The organism is Leptospira alstonii serovar Sichuan str. 79601 (assembly GCF_000347175.1).
GTDB classification, from domain to species: Bacteria; Spirochaetota; Leptospiria; order Leptospirales; family Leptospiraceae; genus Leptospira; species Leptospira alstonii.
Genome location: NZ_ANIK01000026.1, coordinates 16998 through 32547 on the forward strand (window position 1 = coordinate 16998; position 15550 = coordinate 32547).

The window sequence follows — 15550 nt, forward strand, 5'->3', positions numbered from 1 at the left end:
CGCCAATTAGACGGTTGAAGGTTTGGGCGAATCCGCGTCGGATCAATCGGCGAACCGGAACCGTTTTTCAAATATGAGATACTTCAAAAGAATATTCTACTATTGGAATGTTTTGAGCGTTGACATCGTCTGCGGCGCCGCTGCGTCCGCCTGGTTTGCCTCTTCCGTTCTGAACGCAAGTATGAGCTCTGCGTTTTGGTTTTTACTTCCCGCGACGGTTTGGACGATTTACGGAGCCGATCATTGGATCGACGGCTGGAAACTCAGGGAGAAAAGCGCAAACGTACGTCATCAATTTCATTCTAAAAATCTAATATTCCTGAGCGTAATCATAGGCTTTACGGCGGTTTTTTGTTTTGTCTGCGGAATTCTATTTCTAAACGAACGGACGGTTACGGTCGCTCTGATTCTAGGAATTTTCGTCGTTTTGCACGTTGTCTTTTCCTATCTTCAAGTTTCCTACTTTTGGAAAGAATGTTCCGTATCGATTCTTTATACCGCGGGAGTTTGGTTCGCTCCGATCCTATCCGCCACAAAAACCGGATCGGAAACCTGGTGTTGTTTATTTTTTTTAACCGTACTTTGTAATTCGTTCGTAAATTCGTATATGGAAAGGGAAATCGATCGAAAAGAAAACGCGGAATCCATCCTGAAACGGATTTCGCCAGGGACTTTAAAGAAATCTGTTTTTGTATTGGCCTTAATCGGAATGGGATTGAATTTGTTTTGGCTCGGGAAAAATCAAGGCGCGATTTTCCCCGAATTTTTTTATCTGAGTTTGGGTTATTGTATCCCGGCGAACATTCTGATCTTCGAAAACTCTTTTCAAAAAAATCAGTTCTACAGAATCCTCGGAGAAGGTTATTTCATTCTCGCTTGTGTTCCGGTCATTTTTCGGAAATGGTTTCCAGTTTGACCGCGGGAGAAATTCTCAAAATCCAACGGAGAGTTTCGTAAAACCTCAAGGATTTTAAAATCGGATTGAGCCAACCCGTAGTGATACAAAAATACGTTTCGTGCGGCGGCGTATGATGAACCTTGTGGTGTTCCGGACCCAAAATCAGTTTATATTTTTGTAATATTTTAATAAACGCCGCTGGAGAATCCTGATGCGCCCATTTGTGAATCTGATTGGTCGCAAAAATTCCCAAAAGAAGAAAAAACCAAAACAAAGCGAGTAAAGAACTAAACACTCCCGCAGACTCCCAAAAGAAAACATAATATACTAAAATAGGTAAGGAGACAAGGCAGTTGTTTCCGTTGGTTTCGATAAAATCGTGTCTGGTGATTCCTTTCGGATCCACGTGATGATCTCGAAACGGAAAGATAAACGCAGGCCCGAAGATCGGAGTATTTTCGGAACCGACGCTGTCCCCTAAAAAGTGAACCAGACCCGAAAGAAAATCGGCCCCGAGCCAAGAAAGTAAAATTACCAGGGGAACCGCCCAAGCCAAATAAGAATGAGCGGCGAAGTCGTTTGTCAATACGCGAGCGAGTTGATAACCGAAATAAATCGAAAGTAAAACGAAGGCGACGACGCTCAATGTTTCGAAAATTCTATGAATCGTTAAATCCGGTTTTTGAAGCTGAGTTGGTTCTGTTTTCATACGATTGCCTGGTGTAGTCTTATTACGGACGGGAATTCAGGCGAGATTTTTTCCGGGAAGAGCGCCTCAATTGGGGAAAAAAATGAAACTTTACTGCCGGAACTCCCGTACGATCCTTCGTTTTTTATGAACCCCCTTTCTTTCAATACGCCGGGCTTGTTGTTTCCCGCAATTTCACTTTTGATGCTCGCTTATACAAATCGCTTTTTAGGACTCGCGAGCCTAGCCAGACAACTCATCGGGAAGTATCAGGAGAATAAAAATCCGGATCTACTTTCCCAAATTCAAAACCTTCGCTTTCGTCTTTCGTTGATTCGTCATACGCAGAGTATGGGAATTTTAAGCCTTCTCGCTTGTACTTCTTGTTTGACCGCATTAGCGTTTAATCTACAGCAGACCGCATGGATTCTTTTCGCTCTGGCCCTCCTCTTTCTCGTCGCCTCTCTTTGTATTTGTTGGTTGGAAATTCATCTTTCGGTTCATGCTTTGGATATAGAGATGCACGCCTTAGACAAATCGGGCTCCAACTAATTTAGGAAATTCTAATATATAGTTATTACCGATTTCTATAACGGTAATAACAAAAACCGTATTATAAGATGATTGGATGTACAACTTTGCTTTTGGTAAAATCGTATAATTGTTTCTACAAGAAACAGGAATATCCAAGAAATTAGGAATATCTCCATGAGTAAAATCAAACTGATCCAAAAGAACAGAACACGAAGCCTCGAATTGACTTTAGAAAACGAACGACTTACCGTAGAACAATACGAGGATCAAAACCGGATTCTCTCCCAAACGTACACGTATGAAAACGCGGACGAAGCTCGGAAAGAACGGGACGCTTTCGTGAAGTGGAAAACTTGGGAGCTTTATTATCCGGAATCCGAGAGTCCAGAGTACGCAGACAAATGGCGCAGTTATTGGCTGGGTAAGTTTTCGGAAAGAAAAATATCCAGAACGGACCTATCACGCCAGGTCTTTGTGGAAGCCGTTAAAAACAGAGATATCGAATTTTTTAACGCGAACGAACTTAACCCCGGTTTTGCGATGCAGGCAAATTCCGCCAGACACGGAGATCCGATCCTGATCTATGCCGTTAAAACGAATTCCATAACGGTTGTGGATTATCTGCTGCATACGATGTGGCTTGAAGAATCGGTAAAAGATCAAAACGGACTTACGGCATGGGATCACGTTTTTCAAGCAAGAGATCCTTTTCTGGGAAATCTCTTTCTGGAAAACATTGTGCTCCTCGGATCCGATGAAGAGAGAAAAGAATTTCGAAAAGAACTGGGCCTGCCCGCGGAACGAGAAACGGAACCCAAGGAAAAAGCCCATGATAACTCCGCCAAACAAGGATTTGACGTTGAGGCCTTAACGAACTTCGCAATCCAAAAAATCAAATCCTTTGCGGAAGCCCACGTCGATGAAACTTTTTACGGTTTTGCAATCGATGCTTCTTACATCAAGATGAATAGCATCGAAACCTTTGAAAAAACTTTAGAAGAGTATCAGTTAAAATGGCCGAACGCATACGATACTTCCGAAAAAATTCAAAAGTTAAAAAATAACGTAGGGGATTGGAAATATATCCTCGCGGATTTTCAAGAGAGGAACGAGGAAAACGAAGACGGTTTTACGGAAGGACCGTTTGACGAAGAACTTTACAATGAACACTACGAAGCCGACGACTTAGAGCAAAAAAACAGCGAATACGCACTTGCGATGGATACGATCTTAAAGAACCTGAAGGAAAGAGAGGTCTTTCGGTCTCTGAAAACCTCGCCGAATTTTATTTGTTTTAGGGCGGAACATAATTATTGATTATTATAATAATACTATATTCTTAAAATAGAATGTATTTAATACATAGACCTAAAAAAGACGCCTACGAAAGAATATGAACGAGCACGAATTACAAGAATCGCTCTTAAATACAATCCGTATAAGGTTGCACAAACACGGATCGGATAGAAATCCATCTTATACGAAAAGTATTCCCGAAGTTTTCAACGACTCGACATTTTGGAGAAAAACTCTATGAAAGGCCAAACTTTATTTCTTGTCCGCGGGTGGTCAAACGGCCGAAAAAATTGCAAACTGGGATATATCAATGTCTCAGGGCAATGGGTAATAGAACCTGAGTATGAAAGAGCCGATGAATTCCACGAGGGGCTGGCGGTGGCTTATAACGAAGAAACGCGCGGCAAATATAAATACGGATATATGAATCGGCTCGGAGAATTTGCAGTACCGTTGCAATACGAAAGAACTGAGATTTTTTCAGAAGGGCGCGGCGCCATACAATCGAGCGAAAGTAAGAAGTGGGGAGCGGTGGATAAATCGGGAAAGCTGGTGATCCCGTTCAAGTTTCTGAATTCATTCCATTTTTATGACCGGGTAGCTCTGGCTTATGAGAATTTTGAAGGAACGGGAGTAATCGACATAAACGGCGAGTACATCATTGGACCGAAATTTGAATCGATCGACAAATTTCGCGAAGGTCTTGCAAACGTGAGGGACAAAAAAACCAGAAAGCACGGTTTTATCGACTTAAGCGGCGAATATGTCATTGCGCCTACGCTCCAGTATGCCAATGGGTTTTCCGGCGGGTTTGCGGCTATCGGGGAAATATCAGGAAAATAGTGATAGAGGTGTCAGCATGGAGGATCTCCTGCGAGTACAGAACTATCTATCAGAAAAATTGCGTAAAAGTCTTATTGTCATGGGGGCAATATGCGTTGGAAATTAAGAAATCAGGAACGACATCAACCGGATGAAATAATCCCAGAGAACCACAACACTTGGAAATTGCATTTTTTCCCTTTTGATGGCGGTGTTCTGTGTGGTATTCTAACTGGTGTTCTGATTTTTATCTCTTTCCTTGATGGACCTATTTATCCGGAGAGCAATAAGCGATCATACCAGACAGCGGCCGACTACCCCTATTACACCCAGTTCAATCCGACCGAAGATCTGCACATTGTGACAAGGTTGCATACGGGCGAGCAAGGCAAATACCGGATAGTGTTTAGTGCCAGTGAAATAATAAAAAGCAGATTCGAAAATCTATTTTCCTTATCCATTCTCGGTGCTGATCGCAGAGAAATATCGTTTAAGCAAGTATCGAGGGAAGGCCACATATTTCTAGAACTCGATTTTGCCGTCGATAAAGGTCAGGCTGAACGGAATGAATATGTCGAGCTTTCTATTATGATCAAAAATTCAGGATTTGAGCGCTTAGGCCTGGTCGATCAGAAGATTCTAAAATTTTCCTCGATCGGTTTCGGCTTTCGGAAGCTTTGAATCTCGCATACTTGAAAAACGATATATCATAATGTTGTACAAGCGCAAGGAGAACAAATTGAACCGAGAAGAAAAGGAAAGGCAAAAAAGGGAACTTGAGCGAATAAACGCTGCAAATCACATCACAGATCCAAAGATTCAAGAACTCTATGATCGTTTTCCCAAGGAGGATGCGTACAATATACTCGATAACTTGGCGGTAAAGCTTTTGCCTAACATAAGCGATAAGCTCGCTGTCTTACAGTTGATGCAATTTGCGTGTACCGTCATCATCCGGGACATTAATGAGCATGGAGAAGAGCACATTCATAGCTTATATGAGGGTCATGATCAAGCCTACTTTGAAAACTGCCGTGCCAAGCTTAACAGTCAAATCATGGAGATTCGGGCTAAGGGTGAGCAAAGCGATATTTTTGACCGTTGGAAAGCTATTCGGTACCCACGTATGTAATGCGATTACGATGGAGATGGTATTGATTTCGGTTTGATATCAAGCGGTCTCTCGCCACGAATCTTAAAATACTCGCCTTATTTGTCATCTAGGTTGTTTTTTTCAGGTGCCATATCACGATATTTTGAATGAAACACCGCCTTATCTACAAAAACGACAAATCCTAGAATGTTGAAGTATCTAGAAATTCTCTTACTGAAACCTATGGAGAAACCCGGAACGGTAGGGATCTCTCGAACTAAAACTTTTGCGCACGAATAAAAAACTTCAAAAGAAGCAAAAAAAGCTATGGAAAGAAAGAAAGAAAATAAGGGCGGAAATGCTGATAAATATTTTCTAAAAAGCTACGGCTATCTCGTTCAATCATCCCAAGGTAAAAAGCATCTTAAACTTTTGGCTGAGAAGATCAAACAAATATCTCAAGTTGGAATGTATGAAATCATTGATTTCGAGGGAGAGGTAAGGATGAAAAGCCATCCTCCTGCCCTAACCTCTCAATATTTTTCCTGGCCTCGATCATTCCAAAAGCTCTTATCCGTACATGGGGCTTTGGAGTTTGGAAAAAAGAGCCGCAAGGCAACCTCTAAGGATTTATGGTTAGGCAAAGGCAATTTTGAACTGGATCAGTATTCAACTTTATTGGACAAATTAAGAATAGAAGAAATGTTTTTTCCGATTAAGTATTTTTCCGATGCATGGATGTTACATCCAACCCGGAAAAATAAGGAAGGAGAACCGCTCTTGGTACTCGTAAGTCATTCAAGCCAAAATATCGTCAAGACAGTTCAAGACAAGGTGGGAGATTTGTTTATCAAACTTTGCTTAACTTACGCTGAAGGGCAGATCAAACACCTGAACCGGTTAGAGACCATTGCTTTGTTGCCTCCTCTCAACGCAACGAGCAAAAATGAGCTGCGGGAATTTTCGAATCTTGTAGGCGTTTTTGACGAGAAACTTCTTAAACTGAATGAAAAACTGTATGCGGTCACGCAAGATCTCAAAAAGGGCTTGGTAGACACAAAAAGTATTCATAAAATCCAAGAAGAAGCGGAGCGCGTTGTAAGAATTTATCAAAAACATAGAATTCGCATTAATGCTCCCAATACAATCGCAGAAATAGAGGTCACTAAAAAATATTTCGTAAAGATTCAGCGATTACTCATAACTGTATGATAAAGTACCTAATATTTTGTATGAAATCAGTGTTCTGCGATAAAATTGGTACTCAATTTTATAGAGATCAGTAGTAATAATAAGAGGAGCTCATTTTGGCAGAAATCGAAGCAAATCTGTATGCGTCAATCAAAGTCGACGACAACGAAGAATTCGGAAAATTTTTTGCGTCTGAACCACAGGCGATCCAGGAGAGTGCCGATGCTCACGACAATGCCTCGCTTGTCGAAATGGCGCATCCGAATGCGGAACAACTTGTTAAATTTTTTCTCACTCGCGACCAAGCGAGAGTTCGAGGATAGTTCATGGAGTACTATTTTTGCCGACAAAATCTATTCGAGGAGACAGAGACACTGGAGATCAGCGGGCATACGCGCGCCACTGGGCAGCTTTTCTGGACTGCAGGTTTGAAATTTGCTAAACCCCTATCGACCGAGGTTCTTGAACTGAATTCGGAATACGGAACGGAATTCCCAGCCTTCTTCGACACGACGGTGCCCGTCATGTCGACCGAGCTCATCCAAGCATTTTACGATGCCGGAGTGGATAATTTCGATGCGTACACGGTGGTGCTCAAACGGACGGACACGGGGGAAAAGTTTCACAATTACAAGGCGGTAAACTTCATTGGCTGCGTCGATGCCTTGGATCGTACAAAGACCAGGATTGGGAAGGACGCCTTCCAGAGATACTACTCAGTGGCCATCGACCGTGATAGAGCGCTGGATCTTAAGTGCTTCCGGCTGAAGGAAGGGCCGAGCCTCCTCGTGGTAAGGCAGGACGTGGCGGAGTGCTTGCAGATGCGGAATTTCAAGGCACTAATGCTGCAGCGGACGGAGGATTATGATGGCGTTTGAAGACGCTGCTGGTCGCCGTCCGTGAAAAAAATCTGGAAATTGTGAAATTACTTCTCGAACACGGTATCAATTTGTACGAAGAAACTTCCTTTCTGAAAATCTGTCGAAAGAATCGCTGCTCGATATCTGCGAGTCGAAAGAGATGCACGATCTTAGGTAAGCGGCGTTGGTAAAGAAATAAAGGAGATCTCAAGTCGTGGAAAATGTATAGAGACTTTATGAACGAAAAACCGAGGAACAGCCATAAAGAATCAAAATCCACGGAGAGGGGTATGGCATACTACATTATGGTCTGCGAAGGAAAGCATCCGATTATGCCGATTGCGAGAGGCCCCGATCTTCGCAGCATCTGGTCTGATGGGCAGTTGATCAGGGAGCTAGTCCCACAGCCGCTCGTCTATACCCTCGATCCTGATTACCCTGGATTGCCCAAAGCCATGTACTATGAAGAGGCGATACCGGTAGTGCGCGCGGATGTCATTGAGGCACTCCGTCAGGGCCGGTGTCGACAATATACAGTATTTCGATGCAGTCCTCCGCGATCCCAGCACAGGTCAGGAATACGCCAATTATAAGGCTTACAATATCGTGGGCCTGATTGCATGTGCCGACATGCAAACTTCAGATCTGATGGGGACCTCTCAATCCACGATGGGAGACGTCGATTTTCACGCGTTGATCATCGACGAATCAAAGACCCATGGGCTGGTCCTGTTTCGCCTTGCGGAAAACGTGAGCGCCGTCGTTGTACGTGAAGAGGTCAAACGAGCAATCGAAAGCGCAGGCATTCCGGGATTCGTCTTCTACGGCCCTGGAGAGTGGTCGGGGTAGCTGTCATGGCCCAGATCGACTACCTTTTAAAACCAATTCCGAAAATAACAATAGGAAAAAAAACAAACCATGAAACACCACCTAACCTACAAAGACGATAAATCCGACAAGTTTTGGAATATCGAAGTTTTCGGGGAATCTTTCATGGTGACATTCGGCAGAACGGGAACGAGCGGACAAACCCAGACCAAAACTTTCGGCAGCGAAGAATTGTGTTTGAAAGAAGCGAAGAAGCTGCACAATGAAAAGTTGAAGAAGGGTTATGCTGAAGAGAACACTTTCGCGAATACGAAATCTAATGAATCGGAAGAAAAGAACGATATCCCTAAGGCCAACTATCTGAAAAAATGGGAGGAGATCGTCCATGCAAAAGATTGGCGAAATGCACTGATTGGAGATATGTCTCCTTTAATGGAAAGACCTGAATTCCTCAAATTGTTGAAACCTATTTTCAGCAGGGCAACTACGATAAAAATTGAAAACGATACTTTGCATGTCGAGTTTGGCGATACCATTATGAGAGTTTCCCCTGCAGGGCCATACGCTTTTGGAAAGGATACGATCGATGTTGCATTCGGGGACGACGGCACTTTCGAAAAGGAGGCTCTGGAAGGTACATCAATAGCCGACGAGCTGGACGATCTCTCAAAAGTCAAGATCGCCTTAACGGATTACTCCAATTGGTGGCTTTTCCATCCTACTATTAAAACCCTGAAAAAGCGACCTGCTCTTTGTTTTTTAGATCATGCTGGTGGAGATGTTAGGGACTGCATTGAAAACTCCGCCGATGAAGTCTTTTTCAAACGCCTTGCGCAAGACCTGGCAATTGAGGACATACCTGAGTATGAATACGTAGCTAAGAAGGGAAGCGTGGCGAAGCCCCCCTCCGGCGACCCTATTTTTCGAGAATTTAACGAGAGCAAAATAGGATTCAGAACGATGCAAGATATGTATGTCGAAAGAAAGGGAATACAATGCCTTCGCGATCAACCATACTTTATCAGCGTGGATCGCATTCATAAAAACATGACATCGTTCAGCATTTCTCCCGTTCCGCAAGAACTCTGTAAATTTTCAGATCTGCCTTCAAGGTCCGCCAAAGTCCCCGAAGGTTATTTTGATACTATAGGCACGCAATTCTTTTTGGAAGGAAAAAAAATCGTCATGACTGGCTTTGAGAAGGATGCAAAGACGGCGACTAGCCAAAAGATCTTCTCCGGCGTATTTAACGAAAACGCAGAACTGGGCGAAATAACGGAGGTTGCTTGTCCGGATTTGCACTATGTTGGTCACTATGTTTTTAAGGGTGACTATCTATATGGTATCGGATCAAGCCATTCTTGTTCGGTCATTTCGCTAAAGGACGGAAAACACGATTTCTTTTACAAAGAGAACAAGGTCGTGATGGACAACGCAGGCGTTGAAATGTACGGTGATATTTTCGTGAGCCTTGAAATCGTGGATTCCAAACTCTATCTTTTCACCAGCAAGAGAGCTTTTATGTTTGATATCAGCGTTCCTCATCGCCCCCGGCTTTTGAAAATCAAGAAATTTCCTATCAGTGATTATGCGCGCAGCGTGGCGCTAAGTCATCTCAATGTGATCGCCATTTTTCCTAAAAGGAAAAGAGGGTTAGTCATCTGGGATACCAAGACCGATAAGTCGTATGATTACTTCGAGAATACCGTCAACGTAGAAAACGCAACGGTTTACGGCAATGAGCTTTGGTTCACGATGGTTGCCGGATACAATCAACCTATTATCCTTGTAGCTATGGACTTAACCAATCCCCTTGTACCCGTTATCAGGACCCAAGACCTAACATTGAACCTTGAGTGGGATGATGTCGGAAGGCTCTGCATCAGCAAAACAGATATACTGATACTGGTTAACGGTTGGAAAAAAGGCCAGGTATTCCGCGCTGAAAGAATGTTTTGAAATCGTACGAATAGTCATACGATTTGCACGCACCGCAAAAAGCGGGCCGACTGACGAACAAAGCCGCGCAGGTAAAATTCAAATTCTACGAAACCGCAACATTAAGCGTCGAAACCGTGAACCTTAAACACAGCGTGGGTATGCGGCTTTACGACGGCAAAGCTTGGGTTTCCGTCGGCAATGTGACCATATCTCCGAACGCTGCGATGCCAGAAGCGGATTCCATTGCTTACTCGAAGCCGGCCGCGGCTTATGCCAGATTGAGCCCCTCCGACCTCACCCAAACCGGCTCCATGTGCGGAGTCAGTTTTTTGTCAGACTCGGGGTTACTTTTACCGTTAGCACTTCAGACTTTGGACACCTTGCTTTCTATATCAACCACCAGAAGTGTCACATCGTCCTCCGGCTGGCCGTGAAGATTCATCTGGGAAAGTAAATTGTCGATAAATAGTTGTCCGGTAAACGTGGAACAGCGGGCAATGGTTTTGAGGAAAACATCATAGCCCATTTCATTGGCCTGCCCCTTTGCCCACTCGTAGATTCCGTCTGTATAGAGGATGAGTCTGTCACCTGGTTGCAAAACGGAAGTATGTGTGGGAAATTCAATTTCCGCGCGGAATCCGAGTAAATATCCCATCGAATCTAAAGATTGAACCTGATTGCCTCGCAAAATCAGCGGCGCTGGATGGCCAGCAGTGGCGGAAATAATTTGCTTTTTTGCCATGTCAAGGACGACGTAGTCTGCGCTGACAAAGCGATATTCAACGAGCGGGACAAGGTAGCGGTTCATACTGTCCAAGAGCTTGTCGGGTGCAGCAGCATGGCGCTCGGCGCCGACAAAAGCACTATGCACCATGGTCGCATCCAGTGCCGCAGGTAATCCGTGCCCCGCAACGTCGGCGATCAGGATACCGATGCGCTCTTCGCCTAAAATATGGTAGCTGTAGAAATCCCCACCGACGGCGGAGTAAGGTAAATAACGCGTCTCTATTGTAAGACCGGAAAGCCGCGGCACCTTCGCCGGAAAAATGCGGTTCTGTGCCACGCGCACAAGTTCCATTTCCTTTTGGTAGGAAGCCAGTTCTGCTCGCTGCTTACTGGCAAAAGAAATGCTTTCGCGTACACGCAGCGCCAAGGCCAATGAAAAAATAGTCGCTTCGACAAGAATGCCCATCATCAGGCCATAGCGCAACAAGAAGCCCACCGGCAGAATACCCAGACTGGACGCAATCTGCGCCAGGGTAAAGGCGAAGAAACTACCCCAGCCGATGCAAAAAAATTTGGCCTGGTATATTTTGCGACGTATGGCAATGACCGCCGCAATCAGTAGCAAGCTTGCGAGGCAAGGCACCGACCCTCGCCCCAGAGCGATCAGCATCGTTTCTTGTTCCAGTGCGAACAAGACTGGAGCACAAAGAATTGCGGCAATCAATATGCGGAAAGCCAAGTCGACGCGCGGCATATTTTTTCGGGTGTTCAAAAATTCGCGCGAATATGCGGCGGAAAGCGCCATGGCGATCATGCCACTGATCACCAGCCCTTCATTGGCAAGCCAGGTGCCACCCCAGGGGGCAAGCTCGGCCACGAGTCCGCAGCGTGCCGCCTGTAGAAACCCGACTGTCGCAACATAGAGCGAATAGAAAAGAAAAGTGCGCCAGCGCTGTAAAAAATAGAGTACGCTGCTTAACACAAAGAGAAAGAACAATCCACCAAAATATAAGCCAAAAATAACGGATTCCCGAATAGCCTTGCGTGAGAACGCCTCGGAATCCATCAACTCAAGGGACGCGTCGAACGGCGCCGAAACACGCAAGCGCACATAGACTTCGGCGCTTTCGCCGCCGGCTAAATCGACAGGAAAAGCAGGACTGCGGTTATAGACTTTCCACTGCCGCGCTGGCAGCCGGTCGCCAGCGACAAATTCTTCCACGCCGCCGGGACGTACGATGTACGCGTCAACATAATCGATCGTCGCAGGATAGCATTCGAGCATCCATTGGCCTTTTTTCCGCGTCGAATTTTTTACAGTAAAGCTGACCCAGACGTCCCCGACGCCGATGGGAAAGCCGCGCGCTTTTTCGCCCGGTTTTTTCCAGGGTTGTCCGCCCCGCCGCGCCTCGGCTAGTTCAGATTTATGGGCTAAAGTAAGAACCTGAACGTAGCGCTGAATCGGAACATTCTGCCGTATTGCTGCAACGTCGATTTCCTGAGCCAACAGCGGGTTTGCGATGACTGCGTAGAGCGAGACGCCAATCGCTAGCAAAACCTTACGCACCAACTATCTTAGCCCTGCCCATGGGAGTGTAAATACGGATTTTATTTCACGAGCTCGAGGTGAAAGACGTTCGCTCCATACCCCCCGACGACCCGAAGGCGTCGATTCGCGCTGAGTTCTGCGCAGAAGGAAAATCCGCCAGATTCCCTAATAATATTCATATTCGGGTTGGGAAAGGGCAAGCTCTCAAACGAGGGTAATTGCCCTTACTACCCGGTTGTGCATTCGCAACACGTAGCACTGGGGTTTGGGAAGAAGGCAGTTCGAAGATCGTAAAAATACTTTTAGATGCCGGCGTAAATCCCCATATATGCAACAACCGCTCATAACAGGAGATAGACACCGGTCGCACCTGTCAAATTCGTTTAAATCCGGGTTGTTATTTCCCGTACTCCAAGCACGTTCATTCGTATGATATGTAGCTTAACCGACAAATTCTGGAATATCGAGGTCTCGGAGAGGCCATTCAACGTGCATATGGGTTGGCAATTTGCCATTTGATTCACGTGTCACAGATCAACATAAATAGGAGGTTATTAGAGATGAACGATAGCGACGATAGTATCATATTAGAATTTTCTAGTAAGCTGGGAAGCTTTGAGGAAAATTGCAAACAAGTTCTGAGAATCACTACTCTTTGGCCGGAAGCAAAAGCTCAAACTGCGCGGGACTTTGATTTTGATGCAGCCTATAAGAAATTCTCAGCTTGGCTAATTGAATTAGCCTCAAGCAACGACACAGAGAATACTGGGTTCATCTCCGATCGGTCGCTCTATTTTGATATTGGCGATGGCGATATTATGGCATGTTCCTGCCCTGAATGGTCAGAAGATGATGCGGATTGGAGTATGGATATTAGATCGCAATCCAGCATGGATAATAGTTCGATTGTTCAGGCAATGCGAAGCCTCGCAGCAATTGACAATAATCTCCGCGAGTCAGATATATTCGCGTGCCTGGTTTTGATTGCGTTTTGTCACCACTTTGGTTGCGATAATTTTTCGGAAGCATCAAAATATCTTCTGAGTCAAGGGCGTGATCGGGTGTATTTCTGCATAGGCGTACATTCCAGTAGTCTTTTTACTATTGGTTTGCTGGATAAAAACGGATACGAGACTATGAATGTAAATCATTAAAGAATCAGGAAAATTTAACATGAAACACAACCTTACCTACAAAGACGACAAATCCGATAAATTCTGGACCATCGAAGTTTCCGGAAAATCCTTCACAGTAACTTACGGCAAAACCGGAACGAACGGACAGACTTCGGTTAAAGATTTTGATACCGAAGCGAAGTGCTTGAAGGAAGCAGAGAAACTTCTTAACGAAAAATTGACGAAAGGATATGTGGATTCCGTTAACATGAGTCCTAAAGAGGGAACTGCAAAATCAAATTCACTCCCCAAGAATGTGACGGAAAATGTACCGACTTACGATGAACGGATAAAGCAGTTACTGGCATCAACTGATATTAGATCTGCCGCAAAATCTCATTTTGAGTATTTGGTGACTGATAAGCCGCATTACCAGGAATATCTGACCTCGGTTTTTGAACGACTACAATCAGTGAAAATTATTGAAAACGCGAAGAGTGGAGAGACAACGCTTGAATTGCATTTTCTTGGAGCTGCTGATTTTGGCGATGCTGACGATTTTACCCAAATGGATGATGATGTAAAAGAAATATCAGGAGAACTCGAACCGTTTATCATGAAGTGCAGTAAGCCCGCACCCAATTTGAAACCTTATAAGAATTGGCCTAAGTCATTTATTTCACTCATGCAGCATCACGAACACATCCAGGTAATCATAAGAGGGGACTATTACGCGTTTCAGTTAGGAGACCATGGGTATTGCACAATAACCAGCGGTGACTTGGATTCCCCTAAGAGTTGGCCTAAGCGCATCAAAGCCAAGGACATACGCAGTCCTCTAGAGCTAAATCAGGAGGCTTGGTGGTTGTATTATCCTGCTGAGCATACTGCAGACGGCGAACCATCGCTGTATTTTTTTCCGCCAGAAGCCGAGGATGTGGAAGGTGCGGGCTTTATGGATGGCATTGGGCCTCTTTTCACAAAAAGCCTGGCTAAGTATTTGGGTAAGCGCAAACCTGAAAACCAAAAAGGATCAGCGGATAGCACACAACAAAAAAGCCATATAATTGAGAGCAAGGTCATGCGTAAGGAATATATTTTGCGAGGCCTTACCTTCTCTATCAAGCGAACTCGTCTTGGTAAAGCATTGGATATGACGACGCATATTTTTGTTAGAGGGGAAGATGCTCTTGCTGCTTATTCGCAAGCGGTGGCTGGAGCAAATTTCCAAGAAGAAGAGAATGACTTTGAGACCAAGTGGCTAATGTTATGTGCCGCAGACGATAAACCAAGTGCGGCGTATGAACATTTTAAGTTCATGGCAAAGACAGCTTCAGATGAGGATCTATTACAAACCATTTGTGCAAAAATAACAGATATACATTTTGATGAGAAATGGGGGCAGTTAAACTTTATCTTCAATGATTTTGTCTTATGTTGTTCAAAGCCATTTGAAAAGCCAGAAAATAGTGATGGCTTCAATGAACTTAATCAAATCTTAAAGGTTCATTGTAGAATCAAGTTTGGAAATGTAGAAGAGTCAGGATTAGTTCAGTTAACGGAATTTAACGGCGGGGTTGATGAAATGCTGATTGGTGACGTACTGGCGGTCTGCAAGTCATTGGCGAAAGAGAAAATAAAACTCGATGCCATAGACGGATATGTTCAGATATTGGAATCTATTTATCAGAGATTATTGGACGGCGAATCTGAGGAGGATACAGTGTGTACTGTACTAGAGCTAAGTCAATGGATCAGGCCCATTTATGTTGCAGGTTTCCGAGAAAAAACTACGGGTAAGATAATTTATTACCATGTACCGTATTTAGATATAACCGACTATGACGACGAAAAGAAAAATTTTGCGGAAATCCTGAATTTGTATCACAAACCTATTTTGGGCGATAGTATTGGCGGCATTTTTATTGATCACGTGGCTGCATTTTTGAAGCCAAAACAATGAAGGGTCATTCTATTAGCCTTCATACTGAAATAGTAAATACATGAAA

14 protein-coding genes and 2 pseudogenes are annotated in these 15550 nt (G+C 44.4%); 14 read left to right on the forward strand and 2 right to left on the reverse strand.

The annotated features are described in order from the left end of the window. Nucleotides 1-73 precede the first annotated feature (73 nt). Complete coding sequence (locus LEP1GSC194_RS05380) at nucleotides 74-916, forward strand: LA_0991 family prenyltransferase-like protein (RefSeq protein ID WP_036041514.1); 843 nt, start codon at nucleotides 74-76, stop codon at nucleotides 914-916. Here LEP1GSC194_RS05380 and LEP1GSC194_RS05385 read toward each other — a convergent pair. Beyond that, nucleotides 888-1607, reverse strand: a complete 720-nt coding sequence (locus LEP1GSC194_RS05385; protein ID WP_020772643.1) for a fatty acid desaturase CarF family protein — start codon at nucleotides 1605-1607, stop codon at nucleotides 888-890. The genes LEP1GSC194_RS05380 and LEP1GSC194_RS05385 overlap by 29 nt on opposite strands. Nucleotides 1608-1733: 126 nt before the next feature. Here LEP1GSC194_RS05385 and LEP1GSC194_RS05390 point away from each other — a divergent pair, with 126 nt between their 5' ends. The 11 genes and pseudogenes from LEP1GSC194_RS05390 to LEP1GSC194_RS21135 form a co-directional block, all read left to right on the forward strand. Then, complete coding sequence (locus LEP1GSC194_RS05390; RefSeq protein WP_017808326.1) at nucleotides 1734-2138, forward strand: DUF2721 domain-containing protein; 405 nt, start codon at nucleotides 1734-1736, stop codon at nucleotides 2136-2138. A 156-nt stretch (nucleotides 2139-2294) separates the two neighbouring features. Next, on the forward strand, nucleotides 2295-3437 hold the full coding sequence (locus LEP1GSC194_RS05395) for a DUF4303 domain-containing protein (protein ID WP_020772662.1): 1143 nt from the start codon (nucleotides 2295-2297) through the stop codon (nucleotides 3435-3437). A 216-nt stretch (nucleotides 3438-3653) separates the two neighbouring features. Continuing rightward, nucleotides 3654-4256, forward strand: a pseudogene (locus LEP1GSC194_RS05400) (WG repeat-containing protein); the annotation flags it as partial. Between the two features lie 93 nt (nucleotides 4257-4349). After that, the gene (locus LEP1GSC194_RS05405; RefSeq protein WP_036041502.1) at nucleotides 4350-4919 is read left to right on the forward strand and encodes a hypothetical protein; all 570 of its coding nucleotides are present in this window, start codon (nucleotides 4350-4352) and stop codon (nucleotides 4917-4919) included. 58 nt (nucleotides 4920-4977) lie between these two features. Beyond that, nucleotides 4978-5370, forward strand: a complete 393-nt coding sequence (locus tag LEP1GSC194_RS05410) for a hypothetical protein (RefSeq protein WP_155826347.1) — start codon at nucleotides 4978-4980, stop codon at nucleotides 5368-5370. A gap of 288 nt (nucleotides 5371-5658) precedes the next feature. Next, nucleotides 5659-6543 (forward strand): hypothetical protein, encoded by an 885-nt coding sequence (locus tag LEP1GSC194_RS05415; protein ID WP_020772695.1) that lies wholly within the window; start codon nucleotides 5659-5661, stop codon nucleotides 6541-6543. A gap of 95 nt (nucleotides 6544-6638) precedes the next feature. Continuing rightward, the gene (locus LEP1GSC194_RS05420; protein ID WP_020772681.1) at nucleotides 6639-6845 is read left to right on the forward strand and encodes a hypothetical protein; all 207 of its coding nucleotides are present in this window, start codon (nucleotides 6639-6641) and stop codon (nucleotides 6843-6845) included. A gap of 3 nt (nucleotides 6846-6848) precedes the next feature. Beyond that, nucleotides 6849-7400 (forward strand): hypothetical protein, encoded by a 552-nt coding sequence (locus tag LEP1GSC194_RS05425; RefSeq protein WP_017808237.1) that lies wholly within the window; start codon nucleotides 6849-6851, stop codon nucleotides 7398-7400. A 480-nt stretch (nucleotides 7401-7880) separates the two neighbouring features. Next, the gene (locus LEP1GSC194_RS05430; RefSeq protein ID WP_155826346.1) at nucleotides 7881-8231 is read left to right on the forward strand and encodes an imm11 family protein; all 351 of its coding nucleotides are present in this window, start codon (nucleotides 7881-7883) and stop codon (nucleotides 8229-8231) included. A gap of 69 nt (nucleotides 8232-8300) precedes the next feature. After that, nucleotides 8301-10169: a WGR domain-containing protein gene (locus tag LEP1GSC194_RS20805; RefSeq protein ID WP_020772691.1), complete on the forward strand. Its 1869-nt coding sequence runs from the start codon at nucleotides 8301-8303 to the stop codon at nucleotides 10167-10169. A 20-nt stretch (nucleotides 10170-10189) separates the two neighbouring features. Beyond that, nucleotides 10190-10423, forward strand: a pseudogene (locus LEP1GSC194_RS21135) (ATP-dependent DNA ligase); the annotation flags it as partial. A 92-nt stretch (nucleotides 10424-10515) separates the two neighbouring features. Here the strand turns inward: LEP1GSC194_RS21135 and LEP1GSC194_RS05440 are convergent. Beyond that, the gene (locus LEP1GSC194_RS05440; protein WP_231384469.1) at nucleotides 10516-12444 is read right to left on the reverse strand and encodes a SpoIIE family protein phosphatase; all 1929 of its coding nucleotides are present in this window, start codon (nucleotides 12442-12444) and stop codon (nucleotides 10516-10518) included. Between the two features lie 542 nt (nucleotides 12445-12986). Between LEP1GSC194_RS05440 and LEP1GSC194_RS05445 the strand changes: the two genes are divergently transcribed. Together LEP1GSC194_RS05445 and LEP1GSC194_RS05450 are read left to right on the forward strand one after the other, a co-directional pair. After that, the gene (locus LEP1GSC194_RS05445) at nucleotides 12987-13580 is read left to right on the forward strand and encodes a hypothetical protein (RefSeq protein ID WP_020772648.1); all 594 of its coding nucleotides are present in this window, start codon (nucleotides 12987-12989) and stop codon (nucleotides 13578-13580) included. Nucleotides 13581-13599: 19 nt separating this feature from the next. Continuing rightward, the gene (locus LEP1GSC194_RS05450) at nucleotides 13600-15504 is read left to right on the forward strand and encodes a WGR domain-containing protein (protein WP_020772685.1); all 1905 of its coding nucleotides are present in this window, start codon (nucleotides 13600-13602) and stop codon (nucleotides 15502-15504) included. Nucleotides 15505-15550 lie beyond the last annotated feature (46 nt).